The 22416-nt window shown below is 41.0% G+C and carries 20 protein-coding genes; 10 read left to right on the forward strand and 10 right to left on the reverse strand.

Annotated elements, in window-relative coordinates; genetic code table 11:
* Window positions 1–8 precede the first annotated feature (8 nt).
* Entirely contained in the window at window positions 9–1139 is a 1131-nt protein-coding gene (locus C1E24_RS09065) for an efflux RND transporter periplasmic adaptor subunit (protein WP_138480685.1), read from the reverse strand.
* A 269-nt stretch (window positions 1140–1408) separates the two neighbouring features.
* Here C1E24_RS09065 and gdhA point away from each other — a divergent pair, with 269 nt between their 5' ends.
* A complete protein-coding gene (gene gdhA, locus C1E24_RS09070; protein WP_171040844.1) occupies window positions 1409–2752 on the forward strand; it encodes an NADP-specific glutamate dehydrogenase in 1344 nt (447 codons plus the stop codon).
* A gap of 66 nt (window positions 2753–2818) precedes the next feature.
* On the opposite strand, the gene C1E24_RS09075 is transcribed toward gdhA, so the two are convergent.
* Window positions 2819–4987: a M3 family metallopeptidase gene (locus C1E24_RS09075; RefSeq protein ID WP_138480687.1), complete on the reverse strand. Its 2169-nt coding sequence runs from the start codon at window positions 4985–4987 to the stop codon at window positions 2819–2821.
* A 240-nt stretch (window positions 4988–5227) separates the two neighbouring features.
* Here C1E24_RS09075 and C1E24_RS09080 point away from each other — a divergent pair, with 240 nt between their 5' ends.
* From C1E24_RS09080 to C1E24_RS09090, 3 genes are all read left to right on the forward strand, one after another.
* Window positions 5228–5698, forward strand: a complete 471-nt coding sequence (locus C1E24_RS09080) for a hypothetical protein (protein WP_138480689.1) — start codon at window positions 5228–5230, stop codon at window positions 5696–5698.
* Window positions 5699–6177: 479 nt separating this feature from the next.
* Window positions 6178–6549: a hypothetical protein gene (locus C1E24_RS09085; RefSeq protein ID WP_138480691.1), complete on the forward strand. Its 372-nt coding sequence runs from the start codon at window positions 6178–6180 to the stop codon at window positions 6547–6549.
* Between the two features lie 248 nt (window positions 6550–6797).
* Window positions 6798–7784, forward strand: coding sequence for a hypothetical protein (locus C1E24_RS09090; protein WP_138480693.1), 987 nt, complete (start codon window positions 6798–6800; stop codon window positions 7782–7784).
* A 98-nt stretch (window positions 7785–7882) separates the two neighbouring features.
* Here C1E24_RS09090 and C1E24_RS09095 read toward each other — a convergent pair whose 3' ends face one another.
* The 5 genes from C1E24_RS09095 to C1E24_RS09115 all read right to left on the reverse strand — a co-directional run bounded on the left by C1E24_RS09095 (window position 7883) and on the right by C1E24_RS09115 (window position 12417).
* Window positions 7883–8548, reverse strand: coding sequence for a hypothetical protein (locus tag C1E24_RS09095; protein WP_138480695.1), 666 nt, complete (start codon window positions 8546–8548; stop codon window positions 7883–7885).
* On the reverse strand, window positions 8548–9291 hold the full coding sequence (locus C1E24_RS09100; protein ID WP_240721973.1) for a hypothetical protein: 744 nt from the start codon (window positions 9289–9291) through the stop codon (window positions 8548–8550). Before C1E24_RS09100 ends, C1E24_RS09095 begins: the two co-directional genes overlap by 1 nt.
* 44 nt (window positions 9292–9335) lie before the next feature.
* Window positions 9336–9800: a hypothetical protein gene (locus tag C1E24_RS09105; RefSeq protein WP_240721974.1), complete on the reverse strand. Its 465-nt coding sequence runs from the start codon at window positions 9798–9800 to the stop codon at window positions 9336–9338.
* 345 nt (window positions 9801–10145) lie between these two features.
* A complete protein-coding gene (locus C1E24_RS09110; RefSeq protein ID WP_171040847.1) occupies window positions 10146–11243 on the reverse strand; it encodes an aminotransferase class V-fold PLP-dependent enzyme in 1098 nt (365 codons plus the stop codon).
* A 1-nt stretch (window position 11244) separates the two neighbouring features.
* Window positions 11245–12417 (reverse strand): PrnB family protein, encoded by a 1173-nt coding sequence (locus C1E24_RS09115; RefSeq protein ID WP_138480701.1) that lies wholly within the window; start codon window positions 12415–12417, stop codon window positions 11245–11247.
* Window positions 12418–12556: 139 nt separating this feature from the next.
* Between C1E24_RS09115 and C1E24_RS09120 the strand changes: the two genes are divergently transcribed.
* On the forward strand, window positions 12557–13024 hold the full coding sequence (locus C1E24_RS09120) for an Lrp/AsnC family transcriptional regulator (protein ID WP_138480703.1): 468 nt from the start codon (window positions 12557–12559) through the stop codon (window positions 13022–13024).
* A 22-nt stretch (window positions 13025–13046) separates the two neighbouring features.
* On the opposite strand, the gene C1E24_RS09125 is transcribed toward C1E24_RS09120, so the two are convergent.
* Complete coding sequence (locus tag C1E24_RS09125) at window positions 13047–14195, reverse strand: hypothetical protein (RefSeq protein WP_138480705.1); 1149 nt, start codon at window positions 14193–14195, stop codon at window positions 13047–13049.
* Window positions 14196–14921: 726 nt separating this feature from the next.
* On the opposite strand from C1E24_RS09125, the gene C1E24_RS09130 reads away from it, so the two are divergent.
* The 5 genes from C1E24_RS09130 (at window position 14922) to C1E24_RS09150 (ending at window position 20270) form a co-directional block, all read left to right on the forward strand.
* Window positions 14922–15392 carry an RNA polymerase sigma factor gene (locus C1E24_RS09130; RefSeq protein ID WP_138480707.1) on the forward strand — a complete coding sequence of 157 codons (471 nt, stop codon included), beginning with the start codon at window positions 14922–14924 and terminating at the stop codon, window positions 15390–15392.
* A 10-nt stretch (window positions 15393–15402) separates the two neighbouring features.
* A complete protein-coding gene (locus tag C1E24_RS09135) occupies window positions 15403–16371 on the forward strand; it encodes a FecR family protein (RefSeq protein ID WP_138480709.1) in 969 nt (322 codons plus the stop codon).
* Window positions 16372–16452: 81 nt separating this feature from the next.
* Window positions 16453–19200, forward strand: a complete 2748-nt coding sequence (locus C1E24_RS09140) for a TonB-dependent receptor (RefSeq protein ID WP_138480711.1) — start codon at window positions 16453–16455, stop codon at window positions 19198–19200.
* A 93-nt stretch (window positions 19201–19293) separates the two neighbouring features.
* Window positions 19294–19884 carry a biliverdin-producing heme oxygenase gene (locus C1E24_RS09145; RefSeq protein WP_138480713.1) on the forward strand — a complete coding sequence of 197 codons (591 nt, stop codon included), beginning with the start codon at window positions 19294–19296 and terminating at the stop codon, window positions 19882–19884.
* Window positions 19881–20270 (forward strand): YbaN family protein, encoded by a 390-nt coding sequence (locus tag C1E24_RS09150; RefSeq protein WP_138480715.1) that lies wholly within the window; start codon window positions 19881–19883, stop codon window positions 20268–20270. The genes C1E24_RS09145 and C1E24_RS09150 overlap by 4 nt, the downstream gene beginning before the upstream one ends.
* Before the next feature lie 133 nt (window positions 20271–20403).
* Here the strand turns inward: C1E24_RS09150 and C1E24_RS09155 are convergent, their stop codons facing one another.
* Together C1E24_RS09155 and C1E24_RS09160 are read right to left on the reverse strand one after the other, a co-directional pair.
* The gene (locus C1E24_RS09155; protein ID WP_138480717.1) at window positions 20404–21612 is read right to left on the reverse strand and encodes a hypothetical protein; all 1209 of its coding nucleotides are present in this window, start codon (window positions 21610–21612) and stop codon (window positions 20404–20406) included.
* A gap of 64 nt (window positions 21613–21676) precedes the next feature.
* Window positions 21677–22381, reverse strand: coding sequence for a hypothetical protein (locus C1E24_RS09160; protein WP_138480719.1), 705 nt, complete (start codon window positions 22379–22381; stop codon window positions 21677–21679).
* Between the last annotated feature and the right edge of the window lie 35 nt (window positions 22382–22416).

A 22416-nucleotide genomic window follows, 5' to 3' on the forward strand; every position in this document is an offset into this window, starting at 1 on the left:
TGGCGCGATTAAAGCTGTTGAGATTTGTCTTCGGTATTAGTCACGATGGCACTTTGGTCGTGATTTAACACCTTCAGTAAAGCATCGTCTTTAAGACCATGTTGACCTACAGTGATAACGCCATCTTCACTCGAAATAGGTGTGATGACTTCTACCCAGCCGTTTTGGGTGTAACCCGTTTCCACTTCAAGTTTTTTAGCTCTGTCATTCTGGGCAACGAACAGGGTTGCTTTACCATCTTTTTTGATCACGGCGTTTTCAGGCACCAAGGTAACGCCTTGCTTGCTATCAAGTAATAAGGCAACACGCGCAAACATCCCCGGCTTTAAAATATTCTCTTGATTATCAATCGTCAGTGTCACCTTAAAGGTGCCTAACTTGCTATCGACCAAAGGTGCTATACGCAATACAGTTGCTTCTAGTTGTAGGTTTGGCTCTGCAGGAAAGTGAAGTTTTGCAACTTGGCCAAGCTTAACTTTACTAAGCTCTGACTCAGGCAAATATACCACACCGATGAGTGAGTCTAGTGACACAACATGGAACATTTCATTGCCTGAATTACTTAGCATGTTATGTGCTTTGACTGAACGTTTTGCGATAACGCCGTCAATCGGCGAAACAACTTTACTGTCTCGAAGTTTAATTCTGGCAACTTCAAGTTGGTTTTCTGTGGTTTGCACTCTAAAACGCAATTTATCTAAGTCTTTTTCAGAGATCAGTTGTTTGCCGTCAACTGGCTGGCTACGACGGTACTCTGACTTTGCTGATTCGTAATCAATCTTGGCACGTTCAAAATCTAATTCATAATTGCGCGGGTCAATTTGTGCAAGTAAGTCCCCGGCACTCACACGCTGACCTTCTTGTGCATGCACAGATTCAAGCATGCCCGTTACCTTATTAACCACCTTACTTTCTTGCTCTGCTTCTAAAATGGCAGTGGTTTGATAGAACTTGGCAACATCACCGACTTTTGAAAAAGTGACTTCAACAGGAATTGCAAACTCTTCTTTTTCTTGTTTTTTCGCAACTTGCTCGGTTTTGCTATCTGCTTTTTCAGTGTTTTCTTCGCCTGAACAAGCAACTAAGCCTAATACTGATAATGCCAAAAGTGATTTTTGAAATGTATTTAGCAACGACATATTCCCTTCTTATTTTTACTAGCCATATGTTATTTGCTCACATCATAAGCTAAAAGGTAAAGAAAAAATAACGCTGCCTTTGTTAATTTGTAAGGGTTTGTAAATTAGAAACAAATGGTAACATTTGATCTAAATAACCAAGCAGCGCATATCAACTAAACGACTTGAAATTCAAAAGAATAAATCACAAACCCTACGAATTGAACTAGGCTAAAAATAGCGAAATAGCCCACTTTTTGGAACAACGCACAAATCTAACAGGTGAACATATGTACGATGATTTAACCCTAGAACATTTTATGGATGGACTCATTAAAAGGAATCCGCATGAAGTAGAATTTCACCAAGCAGTCAAAGAAGTTGCAGAGTCAGTAATCCCTTTTATTAATCAAAATAAAAAATATCGCCAAGCACATATTCTAGAAAGAATGACAGAGCCAGATAAAGTCGTCTCTTTTCGTGTCACTTGGGAAGATGATGAGGGCAATATTCGTATTAACCGTGGCTACAGAGTCCAATTTAACAATGCCATTGGCCCATACAAAGGCGGGCTTCGCTTCGATCCTTCTGTCAGTTTAAGTATTTTAAAATTTTTAGGCTTCGAACAAACCTTTAAAAATAGCTTAACCACTTTGCCCATAGGCGCAGGTAAAGGCGGTGCTGATTTTAATCCTAAAGGCAAATCTGACAGAGAGATCATGCGCTTTTGCCAGTCATTTATGACCCAGCTTTATCAACATATTGGCCCAAATATGGATGTACCGGCTGGCGATATCGGCGTTGGCTCAAAAGAAATCAGTTACTTATTTGGTCAATACAAACGCATTACTCACAGAGTCGAAAGTGTACTCACAGGTAAAGCCATTGAGTATGGTGGCAGCCTCATTCGCACAGAGGCAACGGGGTATGGTAACGCGTATTTTATGCAAGCTATGCTCGCTCACCACCAGCACGACATTAAAGGCAAGACTTGCTTAGTATCAGGCTCAGGTAATGTTGCGCTTCATTGTGCAGAGAAGCTAATACATCTTGATGCCAAAGTGCTCACGCTTTCAGACTCTAGTGGCACACTATTTATTCCAGACGGTCTAACGCAAGAACAACTTGAAAAAATAAAAGAAATTAAGATTCAGCAACGCAAGCGACTCGATGTATTAACCCATGAGTTTAGTTGCGAATTTTTCGAAAATAAAAAGCCATGGCATATTAAAGCTGAACTTGCCTTTCCTTGTGCTACTCAGAACGAGTTAACAAAAGAAGACGCAAAACATTTGGCTGATAATGGGTGTATTGCGGTATCAGAAGGCGCCAACATGCCTTGTACGCCAGAAGCAGTAAAGGTATTTCATGACAATAAAATCCTTTATGCGCCAGGTAAGGCGGCAAACGCCGGCGGTGTTGCTGTATCAGCTTTAGAAATGTCCCAAAATAGCATTCGTATGTCTTGGTCGCACGAAGAGCTTGAGGAGAAACTGCACAACATCATGAAACAAATACACGATAAATGCGTGCAATATGGTGAACATGAAGAGCACGTAGACTACGTGAAAGGCGCAAATATCGCGGGCTTTATTAAAGTTGCTGATGCCATGCTAGCTTATGGAGTTGTTTGATACTTACACATCAAGCCCAGCAACAGCTGGGCTTGATGTCTTTTATTTAAAGCTAACTGCTAAAAATTATTCAGATACTGGGAAGCCACGGTCACGCATTAACGCGCCTACTTCTGCATCACGACCACGGAACTTGTTATATGCTTCTGCCGGATCCATTGCATTACGTACTGAGAATAAGTACTGAACTAAACGGTCGCCTAAATCTTTGTCGTAGAAGCCACCTGGTGCATTTGCAAATGCTTCTGCTGCATCAGAAGTTAATACCTCAGCCCATAGGTAACCATAATAACCTGCTGAATAGCCTTCACCAGAGAAGATATGACCAAAATGCGTTGTACGGTGACGCATTACGATTTCAGATGGCATGCCTAATTTCGCAAGTTCTGTTTTTTCAAACTCAACCGGATCTCCAATTAGCTCAGGATCAGTCATATGGAATTTCATATCCATGATCGCAGACGCTAAGTATTCAGTTGTTGAGAAACCTTGGTTAAACGTTGAAGACTTTTGGATCTTCTCGATTAACTCTTTTGGCATTGGCTTGCCCGTTTTGTAATGAACAAGGTAGTTGTTGATCACTTCGTCAGTTGATAACCAACGCTCTAATAACTGAGATTGGAACTCAGTGTAATCACGTACACCGCCGTTCGAGCTTGGGTATTTCACATTTGAAGAAAGCGCATGTAACGCATGACCAAATTCATGGAAATACGTATTCGCATCATCCCAAGAAACCAATGTTGCTTCACCGTTTGGCGCTTTAACAAAGTTTGAGTTATTGGTGCTCAATACGTTTGTCTTACCTTGGAATGTGGTGTGTGAACGGAACGATGTTGCCCATGCACCAGAGCGCTTACCTTTACGAGCAAATGGGTCAAGGTAGAATAAACCAACGTGTTCGCCGTTAGACTTACGTTTCACTTCCCATACTTTCACGTCTTCGTGGAAGACCGGCACTGAGCCCTCAGGCACTGGTGTGAATGTAAAATCAAATAACTCGCCTGCAACATAGAACATGGCTTCAGTTAACTTATCAGCTTGAAGGTATTCTTTTACTTCGTTTGAATCTAAGTCGTATTTCGCTTTACGTACTTTTTCAGCGTAGAAACGGTAATCCCATGGTGCGATAGTGATATTCGCACCTTCTTTATCAGCGACAGCTTGCATATCTGCCACTTCTTCTTTTACGCGTGCAATCGCAGCAGGCCATACTTTATTCATCAGTTCGATGGCATTTTCAGGCGCTTTTGCCATGCGATCTTCTAAACGCCACTGTGCATAGTTTTCGTAGCCTAGAAGCTGAATACGTTCATGACGTAGCTTTAAGATTTGGCTGATCACGTCACGGTTATTGTTTTCGCCCGCATTATTCCCACGGTTATAATAGTTATTCCAAACCTGCTCACGTAGTTCACGTTCTTCAGAATACTTTAAGAATGGGTCCATTGATGAACGCGTATTCGTTACGGCATATTTGCCTTCTTGACCACGCGCTTTTGCTGCTGCCGCTGCTGCAGAGATGTATGACTTAGGTAAACCTGCTAGCTGATCTTTTGTAAGATAAACGACATAGTTTTCTTCATCAGCCAATACGTTATTACCAAACTTAGAATGTAAGCCTGACAGCTCTAGGTTAATCTCAGCATAACGCTTTGCTTTGTCACCCGATAGTGTTGCGCCGTTACGCGCAAAACCGTTGTAACGCATCCAAGTAATACGCTGCTCTTCTGCCGTTAAGTTTTTAAACTCATCGCTGTTATAAACCGCTTGAATACGCTCAAATAACGCTTTGTTTTGCGTGATTTTAGAGCTCATCGCAGAAAACTTAGGGACTAGCTTACCTTGTAATTCTCGAAATGCTGGGCTTGAGTTATTGTTCGCCCAGATACCATAGTATGGGAATAAACGGTCCAGTGCTTCACCTGACGCTTCAAGTGCGGCTATGGTGTTTTGAAAAGTTGGCTTCTCTGGGTTATTTGCAATGGCATCAATTTCTGCAAGGTTTTCAGAAATTGCAATATCCAGTGCTGGTTCTAAATCCGCAATCGTTACTTTGTCGAACTGTGGTACGCCGTCATAAGGTCCTGCATACTTTTGCAATAAAATATTGTCGTATTGCTTTTCAACTTTTTGTACTTCAGGTTCAACTTGTTGTGATGTGCTTTGCGTGCTGCTACATGCACTCAGTGCAACAACAACCGCTGCACTTAATAGAGAGATTTTTAGTTTCATTTTAGATGTTCTCAGTTTGTTAACCCCTCTATGTTACGAGGCAAACTAATCAGTGCAATAATAAATGCGATGAGAATAGTATCTAAATGTAAATTGTCTCTATAAATCTAAAATCATCTCATTTATCTCAGTAATTAATTTCAACTTTCTGTATTAAAATTATTCAACAGACAAGGTGTTTACAAAACAAAACATAAGGTTAACAATTGTACCTCTTTTAATTTTTCAAAGGATTTTGAAATGAAAACTACAACTTTGATTGCAAGTGTTTTTCTTGCACTTACTTTTAATGCTGCAGCTAACACTGCTGAAAAAGAAATAAAAACAACTGACTTTAATACTTTTTACGACACTCAGGTTGCAAGCCCTGACTGTGGTGGTTATTGGGATGAGCGTCGTGTTCGTGTGTGTGACTATCGCACTGAACTCACTGATATTGCATACAAAACGTGTCACTACAAGTTAATGTATAAAAACTCAATGACAACTTATCCTGATTGGACGGCTAAAACTGTACTGGCTAGTCAAAGCTGTCCTAATGACTGGACAATTCCTGGCCCTTATGGTTATGCACCGGGCGGTGTTTATGTCCATCAACATGATACTTTCTTCACTCAACAAGAGCGTAAAACAGTTGCATATAATTGCCGTTGGGAAACTCGCAGTGTTTGGGTACCAAACGGTGGTCAATTCTGTCCAATTGAACCATAGTTTGTATAGCGTTGAGCGGTAATACCGCTCAACACTTCATCACTTCATCACTTCATCACTTCATCACTTTCAAAGTTTATCCTTAATCTCTTGTTGAAGGTCTTTACTCCTTCTGTACTGTCTTGAATTAGGTGGTGCGTATTCAACAGCCAACCGAATAGAATTGGCAGCCTGGTAAGGTTTATTTTAAGCAAGAAATAGCCTGGCTAACTCATAATTAGGCGCCGATTGCTTTGGGTAAAAACCCTGCCACTTTTTAATGATATAATGAGCTTCGTCGTAATGTTGCTCTCTTATCAAATAGGCTGTTAACCCCCATAGCTCATTGAACTCAGGTATCACCTTATACCCTAATCGAGCCGATAAACGCTTATAGTGCGCATCAAATTTTTCTGGCGCTCCCACCACCGTATTACTCGAGAGCCATATGGTCTCCTGATAACACTGAACTTGCTTTTGCCGCCTCGGGTAAGGCATTTGTGTATCATCTTGCCACCAATCAAATTACAACCTTAGAGTCAGATGTCTATATTGTACGAGTTGACCATTGGTCAGAAGATAAAAACACCTTGATCACAACAACTCACCAAGCAAACTCGTCCTTGCACTTTGATTTAGGCACCGGCTCAGCCAAAGTATTTAATCAACGCGGTACAGTTATTTTTAGTAATGAAAATCAACAAACTGTTTGGGAGCGCAATAAAGTTTTTAACTTACAGGATGACCAAGAGTGGTCATTTAATGACGGCGAAATTGTGCACGCATTCAGTTTAGAACAACACATTCTGGTTCATGTCAGAACAGACACTGGTAAAAATCACTTAGTAACTTTATCAACAAACTTAGAATAGCGAGATAAATTAGCCTTACCACCAGAAGCTGACTTTGTTTCAAGCGCCTATTATGATGAGAAAACCGAGCAGTTCATCTATTTTTACTCGCATTGGGTAGACAATGACGCTGATATTGTTTCAAGCCATATGTCTATTAACTAAGTGGCTTTCAAATAAGCGCGTAGTTAAGTAGCAAATTAGTATTATTAAAAGAATCACAATACGTTTACAATAACAATATTGCTTGATTTTGCTTGGTCATTTTTATGAGTCTATTGTTGTCTTTGTTATTGGCAGCCTCTGCAACTGTCAGTTCTGAATTAATAGAGAATCTATCTCAGCTAGAAAAAAACAATCCGAAGCAAGCGCTAGCAGAGTACAAAAGACAAAAACACAAGTACCAACATACCTTTAACGAAGATACACTCCAGTTTCATCGTATCGCTATCAAGGCCGCTATCAATGTATATGATTGGCAAAGCTTCATGAACACCTTAACAACCTTGAAAAAGAAGCAGTTTGCAGCTGTAACAGAACAAAAAGCTTTGCATATTATCAATGATATTGGTGTGGCATACAGGCAAAATAATCAACACCAAGATGCGATACAACACTTTACTTGCGCCTTAACAAAAACTACAAGTATTAACTATACAGCTGCCCTGAAATCAAACATAGCAACAGCCTACCGCGTTCAAGGACAACCTTCTGTCGGATTTCAGTTACTCGATTCAATTGAGTTTGATATCTTAGATGCCAATATCAGCGCAGGTATTCATATTGTGCGCGGTAACATTGCTCTGCATATTGAGCAAGTTGATAAGGCACTTAACCACTTTTTAGAGGCTAAAAAGTTATTTCAATTACAAAATAAACATAGAGATTCAGTTCGACTCACATTCTCTATTTTGACCACTGCACTCATCAAACAAGACCTTGCTTTATACAAAGAGTATCGGGCTAATATAGAAAACAAAATTCGTGAGCATGAAATCGAAAATCATGACTACCTGCTTTTTTTAGATGAAGTTAAACATGCAATAGCCATAGAAAATGTATCGAGCTTACGGACTCAACATATTTCTGAGCTAGTTAAACTTTTAATGGATCATGATGACGCCAATGAAAATGTCAGATTATTGCTTAAATCTCTAAACCTAAAGGTGCTTGCTCCTCCAGGTCAAAAAAGGCAGCCTAAAGAGCCTTTGCTTGAACCTAATTTAGCATCACCATGGTGCGAAAGCATGAGGTAGAGGTATAGCAAAGCCTGATTAATATGTATGAAGGTGGGATTTACACCTATATAGCTGGGGGGTCGCTCCCTAAGGCATTCACTTTAGGGAGCTAAAAGTTAGTTAGGCGCTTGAAGCTTTGATACTGGTCTGAAAATATGTTTGATCACGTCGAAGTACTTTGTCTTGTCTTCTAGATTCGGCGCATGCATATCAAGACCGATTAAGTGATATTCAAAAGCCTCATCAATTGGATCGAAATATTGTACTTTTAAACTCATCACATCCCGATATTCAACAGCACTGCTCGCAACAATAACCATTTGCTGCTTAACACCATGCCAATGTGCATATCCATTTTCTACACGAGTATTATAATCAACAGGGTGCAATACCACTAAGTGTTCAAAAGCAGCGTGCTTTTTTTGCATTTGTTTGTACGTGCTTGTTAAACCAGCTAATAAAACCTCTACTTTCAACTCACCCGTTTTGTGATTAAATGCCCCACCCTGCTCTATGATGAAGTCATCAAAATGATCCTGAAGCTCATTATAATGATTACTTAGGCTGTATTGACTTGAAAACTCAGTCATATTGTTATTAAAGGCTTCTTTATAGAGCGCTTTAATACCGGTATTGGCCGTTGGTAACCACACATAAGCAATATCATGACTTTTAGAGGTTTGCCCAACCAAAATTGGCTCTGTTACAACAGCTGGGTCACTGTTATACATTGACTTACAACCAGTCAGAGCCAATACAAGCATCATTAATAAAACACGCATTACTTTTTACCTTTATGACTTTCAAATTCGCGTAATGCAAATTGAATAGCCGAGTCAAACTTAGCTGTATCTTTAAAGATTTTATCTTCAGGCTTTACTTCTATCTCGCCATCACCATTAAACTGAGCAACGAGTTCGATACCTCCAGCACCAAAGCTTAATAAGTTTTCTTGCTCGTCGCGAAAACGCATATAAACTCGGCTACCAGGTACATAACCTTGTTTACCCTGCATAAATGATAATATGGCGTCGCCAGTACTGGCTGAATCCGATAAATAAGACTCCTCTTGACCGTTCCATCTTGCTACTTTGCCAAGAAAAATATTATGCGTGAAATGCGCTCTTACGACGTCAACCCCCATAAACATAAAGGCATCTAAACCAAGCTCTGCTTTGGTTTTAGCCAGTGCTTGTCTCCAGATATCATTTTTGAGATTTTCATTTTCTTGACCAGTTAAAGGATCATAAAGATTATCCGTATTAGCTAATAGCGCTCGATAAGTTTCATGAACCTGACTCGCGTCAATGACATTAAAGCCTTTCTTTATCAGTTCAGCTTTCAGAGGTTCTTGAAGGTAAGATTTTAAATGGGCTTCATGGCTTTCAAGCCCTTCCTCAACATAGAATCCTGCATAGCCAATATTTTGATATTGCTGTTGTAGTTGCGTTGCATTTAAGTATGTTGGACTTGATTTACAGCCCGCTAAAAACAACACAAATACGAAAGATAGTAATAGTCTCATGGTTTCCCGACTCATTATTTTATTTATAGGTTAATACTCTTAAACTAAAGAAACGTAATCCCTAACTCAGAGTAATTAGTAAATCTAAGTGTTTTGTATTCACTACCGCCAACGTTTGAAAGCCAATTTATTCTCACCGGCTCCCCTACTAGACTGCTATCGACATAAAACACTAAGTAAGTAGCATTTTGAGGTAGCGTAAACTGAGTTTTGTAAAACAAGTTTCCTTGCATATCGAGCGTCGTTGGCAAGCCACTGTTCCAAGCTTCGTAAGGTTTAAGTGAGGAAATTAATTTCTTCTCACTATCATAAACTTGTAGTAACGGATAAACAAAAGTGGCGTTATTTACAAACAACCCATTGGCATAGCTAAATACCTGCACAAAACGACTGTTTTCAGGTTTTTCGATTGCTACAAATGGGCTATTAAATGACCCAAATGATCGAACGCTTTGCTTTTTTAAATCATATTTTATTTGCTGCTTTCTGGGTTGTTTTTCAAAGTCCATTTCTGTGACGTTTTCACAACACACGGGCCGTATTGCTAAGTGATTAGAATCGGTTTTAGGTGCATTAGCACAGCCGCTTAAGAGCAAAACAAAAATTAAAATGAGGGAAATGCGGTACATGATTAGGAATTATTATTATTTTGGTAGGAATGTTAAATCTTGGTCGATTTAGATGCAAGTGTACCTTTGATAGAAATTTATCATTTATTGCAGATCTATTTGCTTTATCAATGCAATATTTAAGTTAAAAGAATGTTCAAACAGTAACTATTAGCCAAGTATTCTCATTAACCCAACCAACACAGGTTGAGTTAATGGAACGAGTTACCTTGGATCAGGCAAGGGTTACCTGAATATACCTACCAGCTTAAAAATATCACTCTCGTCATTATAAACATGCGGTGAAACACGAAGGCCATGCACTCTAGCATCGAGGCTGATCCCCGCTTGAGCACATTCAGCCATTACCGCTTCTACCCCCATTTTCGGATTTATAATCGCAGTCCCGCTGCGGTGGTTTCTATCGTGCGGTGAAACCACTTGTTCGTTCAAATGTTGGATCAGTAAATCTATTAAGTGTTGGTTATGCTTCCTAAGCTTATCCCCAAGCTTAGAGAAATAGTCAATACTGTGTGAGGCAAAAGCGTAAGGGGCAACACTGGGCGTACCGCCCCAGAACTTCAAGGCGCTGTCGTGATAAGCAAAATGGTGAATATCAAACTCAAACGGGTTTTCATGAGAAAACCAACCCACATCTTTTGGCACTAATCGCTCAATATGCTTCTGATTAAGCCATAAATAGGCAGCTCCTGGGCCACCACATAGCCACTTTACGCTTGAGCCAATCATAAAATCGGCATCAAGTTCGGTTAAATCTAGAGGAATGACCCCAGCAGATTGCGCAACATCGATAATGCTCAAGGTTTGATTGGCTTTAGCAAACTTTACAATGTCATTGACTGGCGCGACCTGCCCCGTATTTGAGTAGGCTTGACTCACAAAAACTAAATCGACATCGGCAGTTAAATGTTGCTGCCAAACGTCAATTTGCGTGATGTCTGTGTGTTCAGGGACATAGCGAATTGTCGCCCCGTCAGGAAGTGCTTTTTGCACCGCAAATCCCATACTTGGGAAGTCTTGCGCACTCATTAGCACGACACTATTTTCGTTTAACTCAGGCAAAGCCATTATGAGTTTTGTAAGTCCACTCGATAAATTAACTTGCGGGCAAAACTGCATAGGTGATGAGTTAAACAGTCGGCCCAACGCCTGTTGAAACTCAGTAATAACAGCCAGCCAAGCTTGCCAAGGTTCTCTACCCGAGTCTTGCCATGGTGATAAATAGCTTTGCTTAAAATGACTCTCAGCGCTTTTTAGTGGTCTTCCAACCGAGTGATTCAATAAGTAGGTGTCACTCGGTAATACAAAATCTTGCTTCATCAGGTTATCTACTTAACATGGTTTTGAGTTTTTGAATATCGTGGTAACGAGTAAAAATATCATCTCGTTGATTGGCGGCGCGACGATCACGCAGTTTTTCGAGTGAGCCTAGTAATACTGATAGTGGCGGGCCACTTGCCGTCACTTTATCTAGGTGTTGCTCTGCCATTGAACTTGAAGGCTGTGCAATATACTTTTCAACCAATTGGTTATGATGCTGTGTAGCACCTTTTCCATGTAACTCGCACACTTCTAAAAACAAGGATACATTCTCTTGATACCAAGAAGCGTTATGCTGGTTTTCAAGGTTTAAAAATGAATCCATCAAACTTGTGCGTCGCATACAGTCGCGCAAAATTTGCTGATCTTCAGGCATCATATATAAGAATTTATCCACCAGCATTTGTGAGTAACTAGGCTCATTGGCAACACATAATCCCAGCAGCATATCAATCACATTAATACCTGCAAAGTCTCCAGCATTGGCACCACGATAAATCTGAGAACCAACACGATGCGGTTTGTAATAAGGTCTTACACAATAAAAAAATCGGTCGGTGTCGAGCTTATCAAACAACTCTTGGTTAGAATCAATCACATCTTGCAGTGCATATTTAGCAACTTTTAATAAATCGCCCGTGATTGGGTGAGATACGCCCAGCGGTAAGATTTTTAACAAAGCATCAGCGGCGCGTTTATAGGCCAAAATTCCCTTGGTGTTGTAATCAACGAAGATTTTTTCGTCCGCTAGATCAGTAAAGCGTTTATACACGCCATTTACCGCGGTGTTGTGTGTCGTTAAATGCGCAGTGGCAAAACGCGGCGTGACACCTATCGACGCGCCAATGTGCATGGCCAATGTAGAAGCTTCAACTAAGGGTGAAGTACGCTCTCGGCTCGGCTCAGTTATTTCATGGCGTCTGCAAGCTGCCATATAGAGGCCAACATTGCCAAGTAAATCAAAGGCATTATCGAATCCTTCATCGGTATTGCCTTCGGTTACTAAAGCTTTGATCAACTCTGTGCCTTCACTCTGCAATTGTTGCTTTAATGCTTCACCGACATGTTCGACATTCGCTTTGTCTTCTTGCTGCCAATACAAGGTTTCGAGTTGTGAGTTTATCTCGCAGAATGAACTGCGGATCCAAACATCAAACTCTCGTGTACACGCTGTCATAATTTTTTATTCTTATTGGTATTGATAAATTAATAGTAGCAGTAGGCTGTGATAATAATTCACCAATAAACTTGATTATTCCGCCCTCAATGAGTGATATTTAATAAAATAATAATTAAAATTAGCGGAATTAACCAACATGCGTGTTGATAGTAAAGATTTAGCCATTTTAGACCTGTTACAGTATCGTGGCCGAATGACAACCACTGAAGTGGCACAACAGGTTAATTTATCTGACACCCCTTGCCTTAGAAGGATCAAAAAGCTTGAGCAAGAAGGTATTATTAAGGGCTATCAGGCCATTCTAGACCGAGAAAAACTTAACCTATCGATTTTGGTATATGCCCTAGTCAGGCTAAATGCCAATTCTGATAAGCTCGCCGATGAATTTGAAAACGAAGTAGAAGCCCTTGAGCAAGTAATGGAGTGCTCGGTGATCACAGGCAGTTATGATTATTTGCTGAAAATAGTCGCCAAAGATTTAAGCCACTACGAAAGCTTCGTAAAGAAGTCTTTGGGGCAGATCAGTAGTATCGCAGCAATTGAATCCACCGTGGTGTTAAAACAGACTTTCTCACGCAATCAGTTGCCTTTGAAAGCGCCGTAAAAATTTTCGCCTAATTAATAAGTTACTGCATTTGCTTTGAGGCCACTTCTTTTAGTTTATCTAAAATGACTTTTTGATTTCGATTATCGACAAAAGCAATTTGATTTGAACTGAATACATTTTGCTGAGTGTCCATCGCATACATTTGCACGCGCCCAGTGCTGCCCCAAAAGGTGTTGATCAATGCCTGATCTTCACTCGGAAAAGAATATAGCTCTAATGAGCGATAGCTCAACATATTGGTAGAGGATGGTAGTAACTCAGATTGCTCTGAGTAACGTTGCTGCTCTAGGCGAATATCAACATAGTTGTTATCACTAATTTGCACTCGCATCAGTGCTAAAGGCCGCAAAGATGTGCTCGCTCTACCCGAGTTCGACACAACGGCGTCCACAGTAAAAAACGTATTTTGCTCAAACTGCTGATCTTTTAGTTTTTGTAATTGTGTTTCGATATTGCGAATATCATCTCTTAAACGTTCATGGCGATTATTCGACTCACGGATCACATCAGTTATATCTTCTTTTACATCATTAAGTAGAAATGCCAATGCCGACAGATTGAGTGCAGGCTGTGCTTGGGTATTAAATTCCATCTGCGAATAATCTCGTGTAATAGCTAACACTTGGTTCTCAAAATACTGTGCTTCGGCGTCATCAATGTGATTACTCAAATCCCAGCTTTTTAACTCGCTGACACGAAACTCATCCAACGGATACTGTTGATTGGCTGGATCTAAATAAGCGTCTATTCGCTCTATGCTTTGTTGTAATTTCGTTTTTGTGATTGAGATATTTTTAAGGTCTTGTTTTGCTTTATCATAGGCAGTAAATAGAGTGGCAAGAGAGAACTCAGGAAAGTCAATTTTATCGCCCCTTTGTCCCAAGTGATTAAATTCATACAACAAGTTTTCAGTAATGTAAGGCTCGAGCATTTGCAGTTCATCGGTATCAAGAGCGACCTTAAAATGATCCGATTCAATTCGACTGATTGAAGTAACCTCAATAGCCACCTCGGACGTTTCTACAAAGTAGATTTGCCATACGGGTACTGCAGCCGCAGAAACAACCCCAAGCCCCCCTAGCACAAGTCCCTTTAAATGGTTTTTAGCTTTGTCTAATAACCCTGTTTTTTGGGTTTGCTTAGTCTCATTATTTCCTTTATCGATCATGATTTAAGTACCTTTTAAATACACGAAGAAAGTTTAAAAAAGACCGCTCAAAAGAGCGGCCAAACCTGCGTTTTGGGAGGTGCCAACAAAGGCCGCATCCTTGCGCGAACGAATTCTGCTCATGCTGAATGTCGCTACTCCTTTAACTGGTTGGAATGCTATTGTGTACTTAAGGCATCAAAATGAATCGGGGAAACTGATTGAATTTACAGACTAACTTCTTAGCCGTTAGCTACAATTTTTACAGAACGAAAATTGACCTTGTTGAAGCTCAATGTTAATTTTAACTTTTAATTAACATTAATAAGGAAAGTTATGAAAATTCGTTTAAAAAAGTCCAGTCTCAAAAGCCTCTCTACAACAAACACCCTAAACATACGGCAAACGCCTCAAGTGCAAGGTGGGGGTGTAAGACCGAGCTTTTATGCTTTTTGTAATACCTTTGAATACAACTGCCATGGTCAAGAAACTTTTCGTGATTGCTTAAGTGCCAAGCCTTGCTTTACCGATCATATTCAAGCTTGTTATTAATTCGTAAGAGTTAGCTTAATAAACCTGAACTCAGGTTTATTAAGCTTGCTCGCCTCAAACTCACTTCTCTCTTTGATCATCCTCAAGCTTTGTATATAAATTTGGTACTTTACTCTTAAATAGCATCGATAACTATTCTCATTAGTGGGTTCTCTTGCTAGTATGCGCGACTTTTGAAAATCAAACTGGTGTATTTTGGAACGTTATTACTCTGAAGTGTTAAGTTATATCGCTCGCTCAGTTGGATGCAAAGACAAAGCTCAAAACATTGTGCAAGAAGCCTACACACGTCTGCTGAGCTACCATCGCAGTCATCCAAAGCAAGATAGAACTCAAGAGCGCGCGCTTTTTTTCAAAGCCGCCAAGAATATTGTGATCGATCAGTATCGCAAAAATCAGCCTATTGCTGAGCCAGATGAGACTGAGCTGATTGCCCCGAACTTTTATGAGCCCGAAGCGAAGTTAGCGAGTCAGCAACAGCTGGCAATTCTAAACCGTAGTATTGAGTCTTTACCATTGAAGAGCAAGCAAGCTTTTGTACTCTACAAATTTAAAAATCTAAACCAAGCACAAATCGCAGAAGAAATGGGGATATCAGTGAGTATGGTTGAAAAGCACCTAGCTACTGCGATGCTTGCGTGTCGACAAGCACTAAAAAAACAATAAGAGAATAGAAATGGACCGTCAAAACTTACACATTCAACAGCAAGTGGATCGTTGGTTAGAGCTCGAAAAGCAAGGTCTAAACCAGCAACAAGCACTCGCCCTTCAAGATTGGCTAGACACTGACAGCAAACATGTGCTCGCTTATCAAGAAAGCAAACAAGTTGAGCAGTTATTATCACAATTTTCTGAGCAAGACATTCAAAGCCTTAAGCAAAGTGTTACAACTACACATCAAACAGCCAAAAGAACAAGCCAAAGCCCTTTTGCAATCGCAGCATGTTTTGCACTACTCAGTGTTTGCTTGTTCAGTTACTTAAATTGGCCTACTCCGTTAGACTCGGCTGCTTTTCAAGCCAGCTATCAAACAAAACGTGGGGAAATCACAGATATTGAATTACCAGATCAGAGTACGCTCACACTCGATGCAAAAGCCTCTATTTCTGTTAATTTCGATAACGAGCAAAGAGTAAATAAACTCTTCAAAGGCCGTGTAGTGTTCGATGTTGCAAGCGATAAAGCCCGCCCTTTTGTAATAGACACAGGCAACAGTACAATTACCGTTTTAGGCACACGCTTTTCGGTGGATAAAAAATCTCATAGCACACGAGTGATGGTTGAACATGGACGCGTCAGCGTGCAAAACCAGCGTAAACAAATTGAATTAATCAAAGGTGACGTAGCAACCATTGATGCCTCAGGTATGGTGATCAGCAAGTTTGATCCTGAGACCACGCTCGTCGATGCGTTTAAACAAGGTCGCTTAATGTTTGATAACACCCCCCTTAGTGAAGCGCTTGAAACCTTCAGCCGTCATCATGACTTTAGCTACACCTTGGCAACCAAATCTCATAACGCATTAACTATTTCAGGGACCTTTTTGGCTTCAGAGTTGGAAAATTTCGTTACCTTGTTACCTCACGCTTTGCCTGTTGAAGTTAAAAGCCTTAATAATCATGTAATTATAAGCAAGCGAAATTAAATAAAAAAACTTTAAAATTTTATTGAGGAGTTCTCATTCTCATTCGTTTTCATAATAGGTAATTTATTTGGACGTATAAAAATGAGAACTCGCTCTGTACTAAACACACGACTCACTCCCCTTGCATTCGCGCTCGGACTAGGCCTTAGTTTACCCTCAGCAGCACAAGATCAAATTTCAGTTTATGAGTTTAATCTATCAACACAGCCTTTGAGCCATACCCTCACTCAAGTTGCTAAAACAGCAAGTATGAATTTGATCGCAGATGCAAACCTATTAAATGGCCTACAAGCCCCTGCGCTTCAGGGTGAGATTAGTCTAGATCAAGCATTAGAGCTAACCTTAAAAAACAGCAATTTAACCGCGCGTATTATCGACAACAACATCATCATTAAAGCCACTGTTCGTGCACACTCTTCATCAAAAACCAGAGCAAGACACACAAGTTTTATTCCTGATGGCTCTAATAGAGTACAAGAAGACATCGAAGTGATTGAAGTCAAAGGTGATAAATTAAATATGCACCGAGAGCAAATCGCTCGTACTAAAGGTTTATCGAACTCAGATATTTTCTCTAGCTTTGCAGGCGTTGAAGCGAACAATCTCCGCAATGAAGCTGGCGCACTTGATATCGGTATTCGCGGCGTACAAGGTGAAGGTCGCGTGCCCATTTTTATTGATGGCAGCTTGCAATCAACCCATACCAACCGCGGTTATATGGGTTCATCTGACAGAACTTATATCGATTCAAACCTGATCAGCAAAGTAAATATCGAAAAAGGCGCTTCTGCAAAAGCCTCTCCATTTAGTTCAGGTGCAATTGGCGGCATGGTGAGTATTCGCACGCTAGATACCCAAGACATTTTAAAAAGCGGTGAACAACTTGGCGCGCTGGTTAAAATAAACACCCATAACAATAACCATACTCCAGATGTACCAGAAAGCTTCGGGCTTCAAAATTATTATGAAGTAAGTAATGACAATGACACCTTAGATTTTGCTGGCGGCGGCTTTACTTTGGCAACCGCCTACGAGCAAGACAAACTGAAAGTCGTACTGGCTTACAGCAAGAAAAAGGTCGGTAACTATTTTGCGGGTTCAAAGGGATTTGAAGAGTTCGTGGAAGAAGTAGATTCAATGCGCTTTGAAGCACCAAAAGATGCCCATGGAAATTCTCTCGATGTACCCTTTTCTGAGTATATCTTAACTGACTATACTTTTTTAATACTACCGCCAGTCAATCAAAATGGTGAAGTGGTAAACACCAGCTTTGAAAGTGACTCATATCTTGCCAAGTTAAATTACGAGTTCACTGACGAGCAATCGCTTGAAGTAAACACCCGTTTTCATAAGCAAGAAGCCGGTGAAATGCTCGCGTCTTATTGGTACAAGCAACGCGCTGGCGACACAAAGTTTTGGAAAGAGGCTGACGAAAATGGTGAAGACCAATGGATGTCAGAAGAAATTCCAGAAGGCGTTGAAACCATGCCACAATGGCAGCCGGGCTCTGCGCTGGTAAACAGTGCCAGTGCTCTTTATCGCCTTATGCCGAGTAACAATGCACTTGTAGATCTCAGTGTAAACGTATGGCGCACCAGTGCCCGTTTGCAGCAGTACAATGCCCTTGGCAGCAACCTAGGTCAAAATGCCGGACAATATTTTCATCGCGTTAATAATAAGCGCCATGGTGTAAGCGTGTTAAACGCGTCGGCTTTTGCTGTTGCAAACAAACCAGTCACACTGACTTATGGTTTATCTTGGCAAAGCGAAACGCTTTCTCCGCATAAATATTGGCAAGATAACTTTAAGCGCGATTGGCATTCCGCAGACTTCAAACTCAGATCTACGTCGCGAAACGGTGAACAAACTAAGCGTGCTATTTTTGCCAATGCACAAGTAGATCTCGCGCCTGTGGAGCTGGCCTTAAACCTAAACCACCATGATTCTGTGAACCAAGATTTTCAGGACGAGAATACCCTTAAGTTTGCTGGTAAAACCGACTTTACCCTGCAAGCAAAATATCACCTGCTTGATAACACCGCGGTTAAAGCTAAATACAGTAACGCTTACAGAATGCCAAACTTGTATGAAACAACGGTCTCTAATGAAGTTTTTTCTTACTCGAGTGATTACCCAATCACCCCAGAAAAAACAAAGTCTTATGACATTGGTATCGAGAGTGAATTCACTAACTTAATGCAAAATGGCGATAAACTGGTTTTATCTGCAGAGTACTTCTACACCAATATTGAAAATATGTTAGCGACGGGCTTTTTGCCTAAGCCTGGTCAACCAGCTTGGGATCAGAAATTTACTTTCACTAACTATGACAAGTTCGAACTACCTGGTACAGAGCTGGGTATTTACTATCAGAGCGACTTGTTTTACAGCAAATTATCTTACACCAAGTATTCAAACGTAGAAATGTGTTCAAGCCTGATGGCACAAGCTGCAGACGTCGAGACCTGTAATAAAACTGGCTTTGCGGGCAGTTTAACGCCACTTCGCGTACCACCTGAAAAAAGCTACATCGCCATTGTTGGTACTAAACTCTTTAACGATGCTATCGACACAGGCTTCACCTATAAAAAGCATACAGAAAAACACCATCCGGGCGGCTTTTTATCAGGCACTGGTGTTACCGCACTTGAGTACATTCCAGCGGGTTACCAGCTAGACTTTTATTTTGATTACACCTTTAGTGACGACATCACAGGCAATATCGCCATCACTAATTTAACCGATCAATATAAGGTCTCGACCGGCTCTATCGTGGCCATGCCTGAGCCAGGGCAAACCATTTCAATTGGCTTAGAGTTCAAACTTTAAGCCTCATACATTTCGGTAAAACCATTATTTAAATCATAAACCCGCACTGAGTGATAGAGCTCACTCAGTGCACTCTTTATTTTTGGAGCATTCATGACGACCGTCGCCCCTACTCTTTCTCGTGCGCAAAATTTAAAACTCGCTACTGCGGATGTTCACGATAACGTTGATAAAACCATTATGGCGCAAGACCCGTTTGCCAATACACAAAACTATCTCGACTTTTTGCGTCTGCAATTTTATTTCTTGCGAGATGTCAGCGCTCTTTATGAACACTCAGAGTTACTCGCGCTTATTCCTGATTTAACTTCGCGCCGCCGCTTAAGCCTACTTGAGCAAGATTTTGAGGATTTAGCAGCCACCTTGCCAGCCGCTTATTTGCCACCTTTCGTCACCATTAATACCGATGTCGCCACGGCATTAGGCTGGTTATATGTAGTTGAAGGTTCAAAAGTCGGTGCTGCAATGCTAGGTAAACAAGTGCAAGCAAAATTAAACTTTAATGCAGAACATGGTGCGCGCTATTTAACAGGTCCAGGTGCAGGCCGCGGTAGTGCATGGCGTGAATTAGTGCAACTCATTGACTCTGTTGAGCTTAACAAACAACAGGAGCAAGCACTGATTGAAGGCGCTCGACAAGCGTTTACGCGTTTCCAAGCATTTCAGGCTCACGTATATCCATGAAATTAAAAGCCGCCTTAGCCAATTATAAAAGAATAGCCCTACTGGTATGTGGGTATTTATTTGTCGCCCTTGGTGTGATTGGTATTATTCTGCCCATTATGCCCACCACTGTGTTTTTTATTTTGGCTTTGGCGTGCTTTTCAAACACGTCTCCCAAACTTGCAAAGTGGTTACTCTGTCATCCGCGTTTCGGCTGTAGTCTAAGACAGTGGCAAACGCATAAGATTATCCCACTGAAAGCGAAAATCTTTGCCTCAACAAGTATGGCTATCAGTTATGCCATTTTGATTGTGCTTTCACCGGCGGCTTGGCTTGCCTGTGTCGTTGGCAGCATAAAAATAGCCGTCGTGTCGTATATCTTCTCGCGACCGTCAAAGCAAGTTTAAGCATTTTCTAAGCCCAATAAAGCATCGTTTTTTGGGCTTTATAACAACATATCTACCATCAGTTTAAAGCTAGGTACAAACATATAAAGGGTTAAAAATAATAACCAGAGTACAATCAATAGTTCAAATAATCTCATGCTGCTCTCCAAAGCGCTAAGTTGCCTAAAGACTGCTGGGTGTTAAAAGCACTTAAGCCTTTACTGGCGAGTTGCCTGGCTAACCAATCACAATGATAGTGCGCTGCCACATTCAATTGGTAGAACTGGCTTTGCTTAAAGCCATTAAGATTGTGAATAACAAACTCTTTGTCACCGCCCGATAAATTCTGTGCTTGGTCTAATAAATACGCGGGCCTTAATGCTAAACCATAAAGCAGCAACAAAGGGGATTTATCAAAATTTGTGCTTTGCTGCTGAGATGAGCAAGCGTCAGTAATAAGCGCTAACCAAACGGGTTCGCCATAACGCTTTCGATTTAACTCCTCTAAACATTGCTCCAAATTATTAAAAAACTGACCGCTCCCTGGTTGTGAGCTAAATAATTCCCAAGGCGCTATTTGTGGCATAGGCCGGTTTTGCTTAAAGCTATAAATGGCCAACCAGGTATTCAGCCAAGCATGTAAAAGTGACTGGGTTGTATGAGGAGCAGACCAACTTTGTTGCAGTACGAACAAACGACTACCAAGCAATGCCAAAGGTGCAGAGCGCACCAGGTCGTGATAACGCTGTTTGTAAATCACGTCATTGATGGCTTTGTGAATGAATTTACTGTTCTCAAGTGGCTTCAATAACGACAGTGTATCGTCAGGTTCCGAAATCGATTCTGAGTCGAATATCTTGCTCTGCGCTTGAAGCTCATATTGCGTTTTTAAGCTTTGAGTTTTCTGCGAGGCTCTATGGGCCAAACGCTGCTTAAAATGAGGCTTTAAATCTCCTCCCCCTTGCCAATCTACGTCGGTCAACGGGTTGTAAAAACACTGTGTTTGTGCAAATTGCGTATTGTGTTGCGCCATGTTATTCACCGAAGTACTAGAGCCCACTTTACACAAGGTGACTTTACTCGATGCAGAGTGCTCGCTTTTTGACGAAGTTTGCATCGCCGGAAACACTTCGAAAGCCAAAGCACAGTTATTCGGTCCATAACGCAGTTCTGATCGACCTTTGCGGGTCACAATTGGCTTAAAATGATAGTCGTTAAACTGCCAAGATTCAGTCTGCTTACAGTGAGCAAACTGCTGGCTCGTCCCGTAACAATAATAGGCTAACTCTCTGGCCTCATGTAAAGGCATACCCGCCATGATCCCGGCTACAAGCGTTGCGTAATAATGAAATTGCTGATCCATAGAAATCCTTTTAGGCCGCCTCTGACTCAAAAGTTACTTTAAGTGAAGGCGGCGCTGGCCTTTATTAACCGCTATACCCAATCGCAACGGTATCAGGGTTGTTACTACGCAGTGATTCTACAAATCTATTAAGCACCTGATCTGCAGTGTCTTTGTCTATTGGAGATTCATTGATATAAGGGTCTAGATCGCTACGAATATGACCACCAGTTAAATCATCTTTTTGGCGTTGCACCACAATGGCGTTTATGGCTTGGCAGAATGCAAATGGATCGGTTTTACAATAAATACGATGTTGCTGTGCCAATTTGCTACCTTGCTGGTAACGTGGTGCACAATACGACACCATATAAGGTTGTACTGTGGGATCAGTGCCAACAATGTCAGCACATGAGAACAACACAAAGTCTGTAGACTTAAACTCGTCCATCACTTGATTACACATAGGTAAGTCGCCTTCGACGCCTAAGTTGTAATCACAGAAGAAAACATCAATCCCCTTCACGAGGTGAGACAGCATGGTGTTGAACGCACTCTGCACATTGCCTGGGATTTGGTCGTCTTCAGGTAGCAAACTGAATTCTTTTGATTCTACGGTTATGGCACTGCGCCAATGTGCCAATAACTCAGGGGTATCACGTCCATCTCTATCTTTGTAAGCGACCTTATAGCCATTATCAAACAGTTCTTCGACTTCAGGTTGGTCGGTTAAAAATGCGAACTTGCGGCCATCTGCTGCAACGCAAGAGCAAAAAACTAGTTTAGTCATTCAGAAAACTCCATGATTAATATGTCATTTGTGTC

The organism is Pseudoalteromonas phenolica (assembly GCF_005876835.1).
Classification (GTDB): domain Bacteria; phylum Pseudomonadota; class Gammaproteobacteria; order Enterobacterales; family Alteromonadaceae; genus Pseudoalteromonas; species Pseudoalteromonas phenolica_B.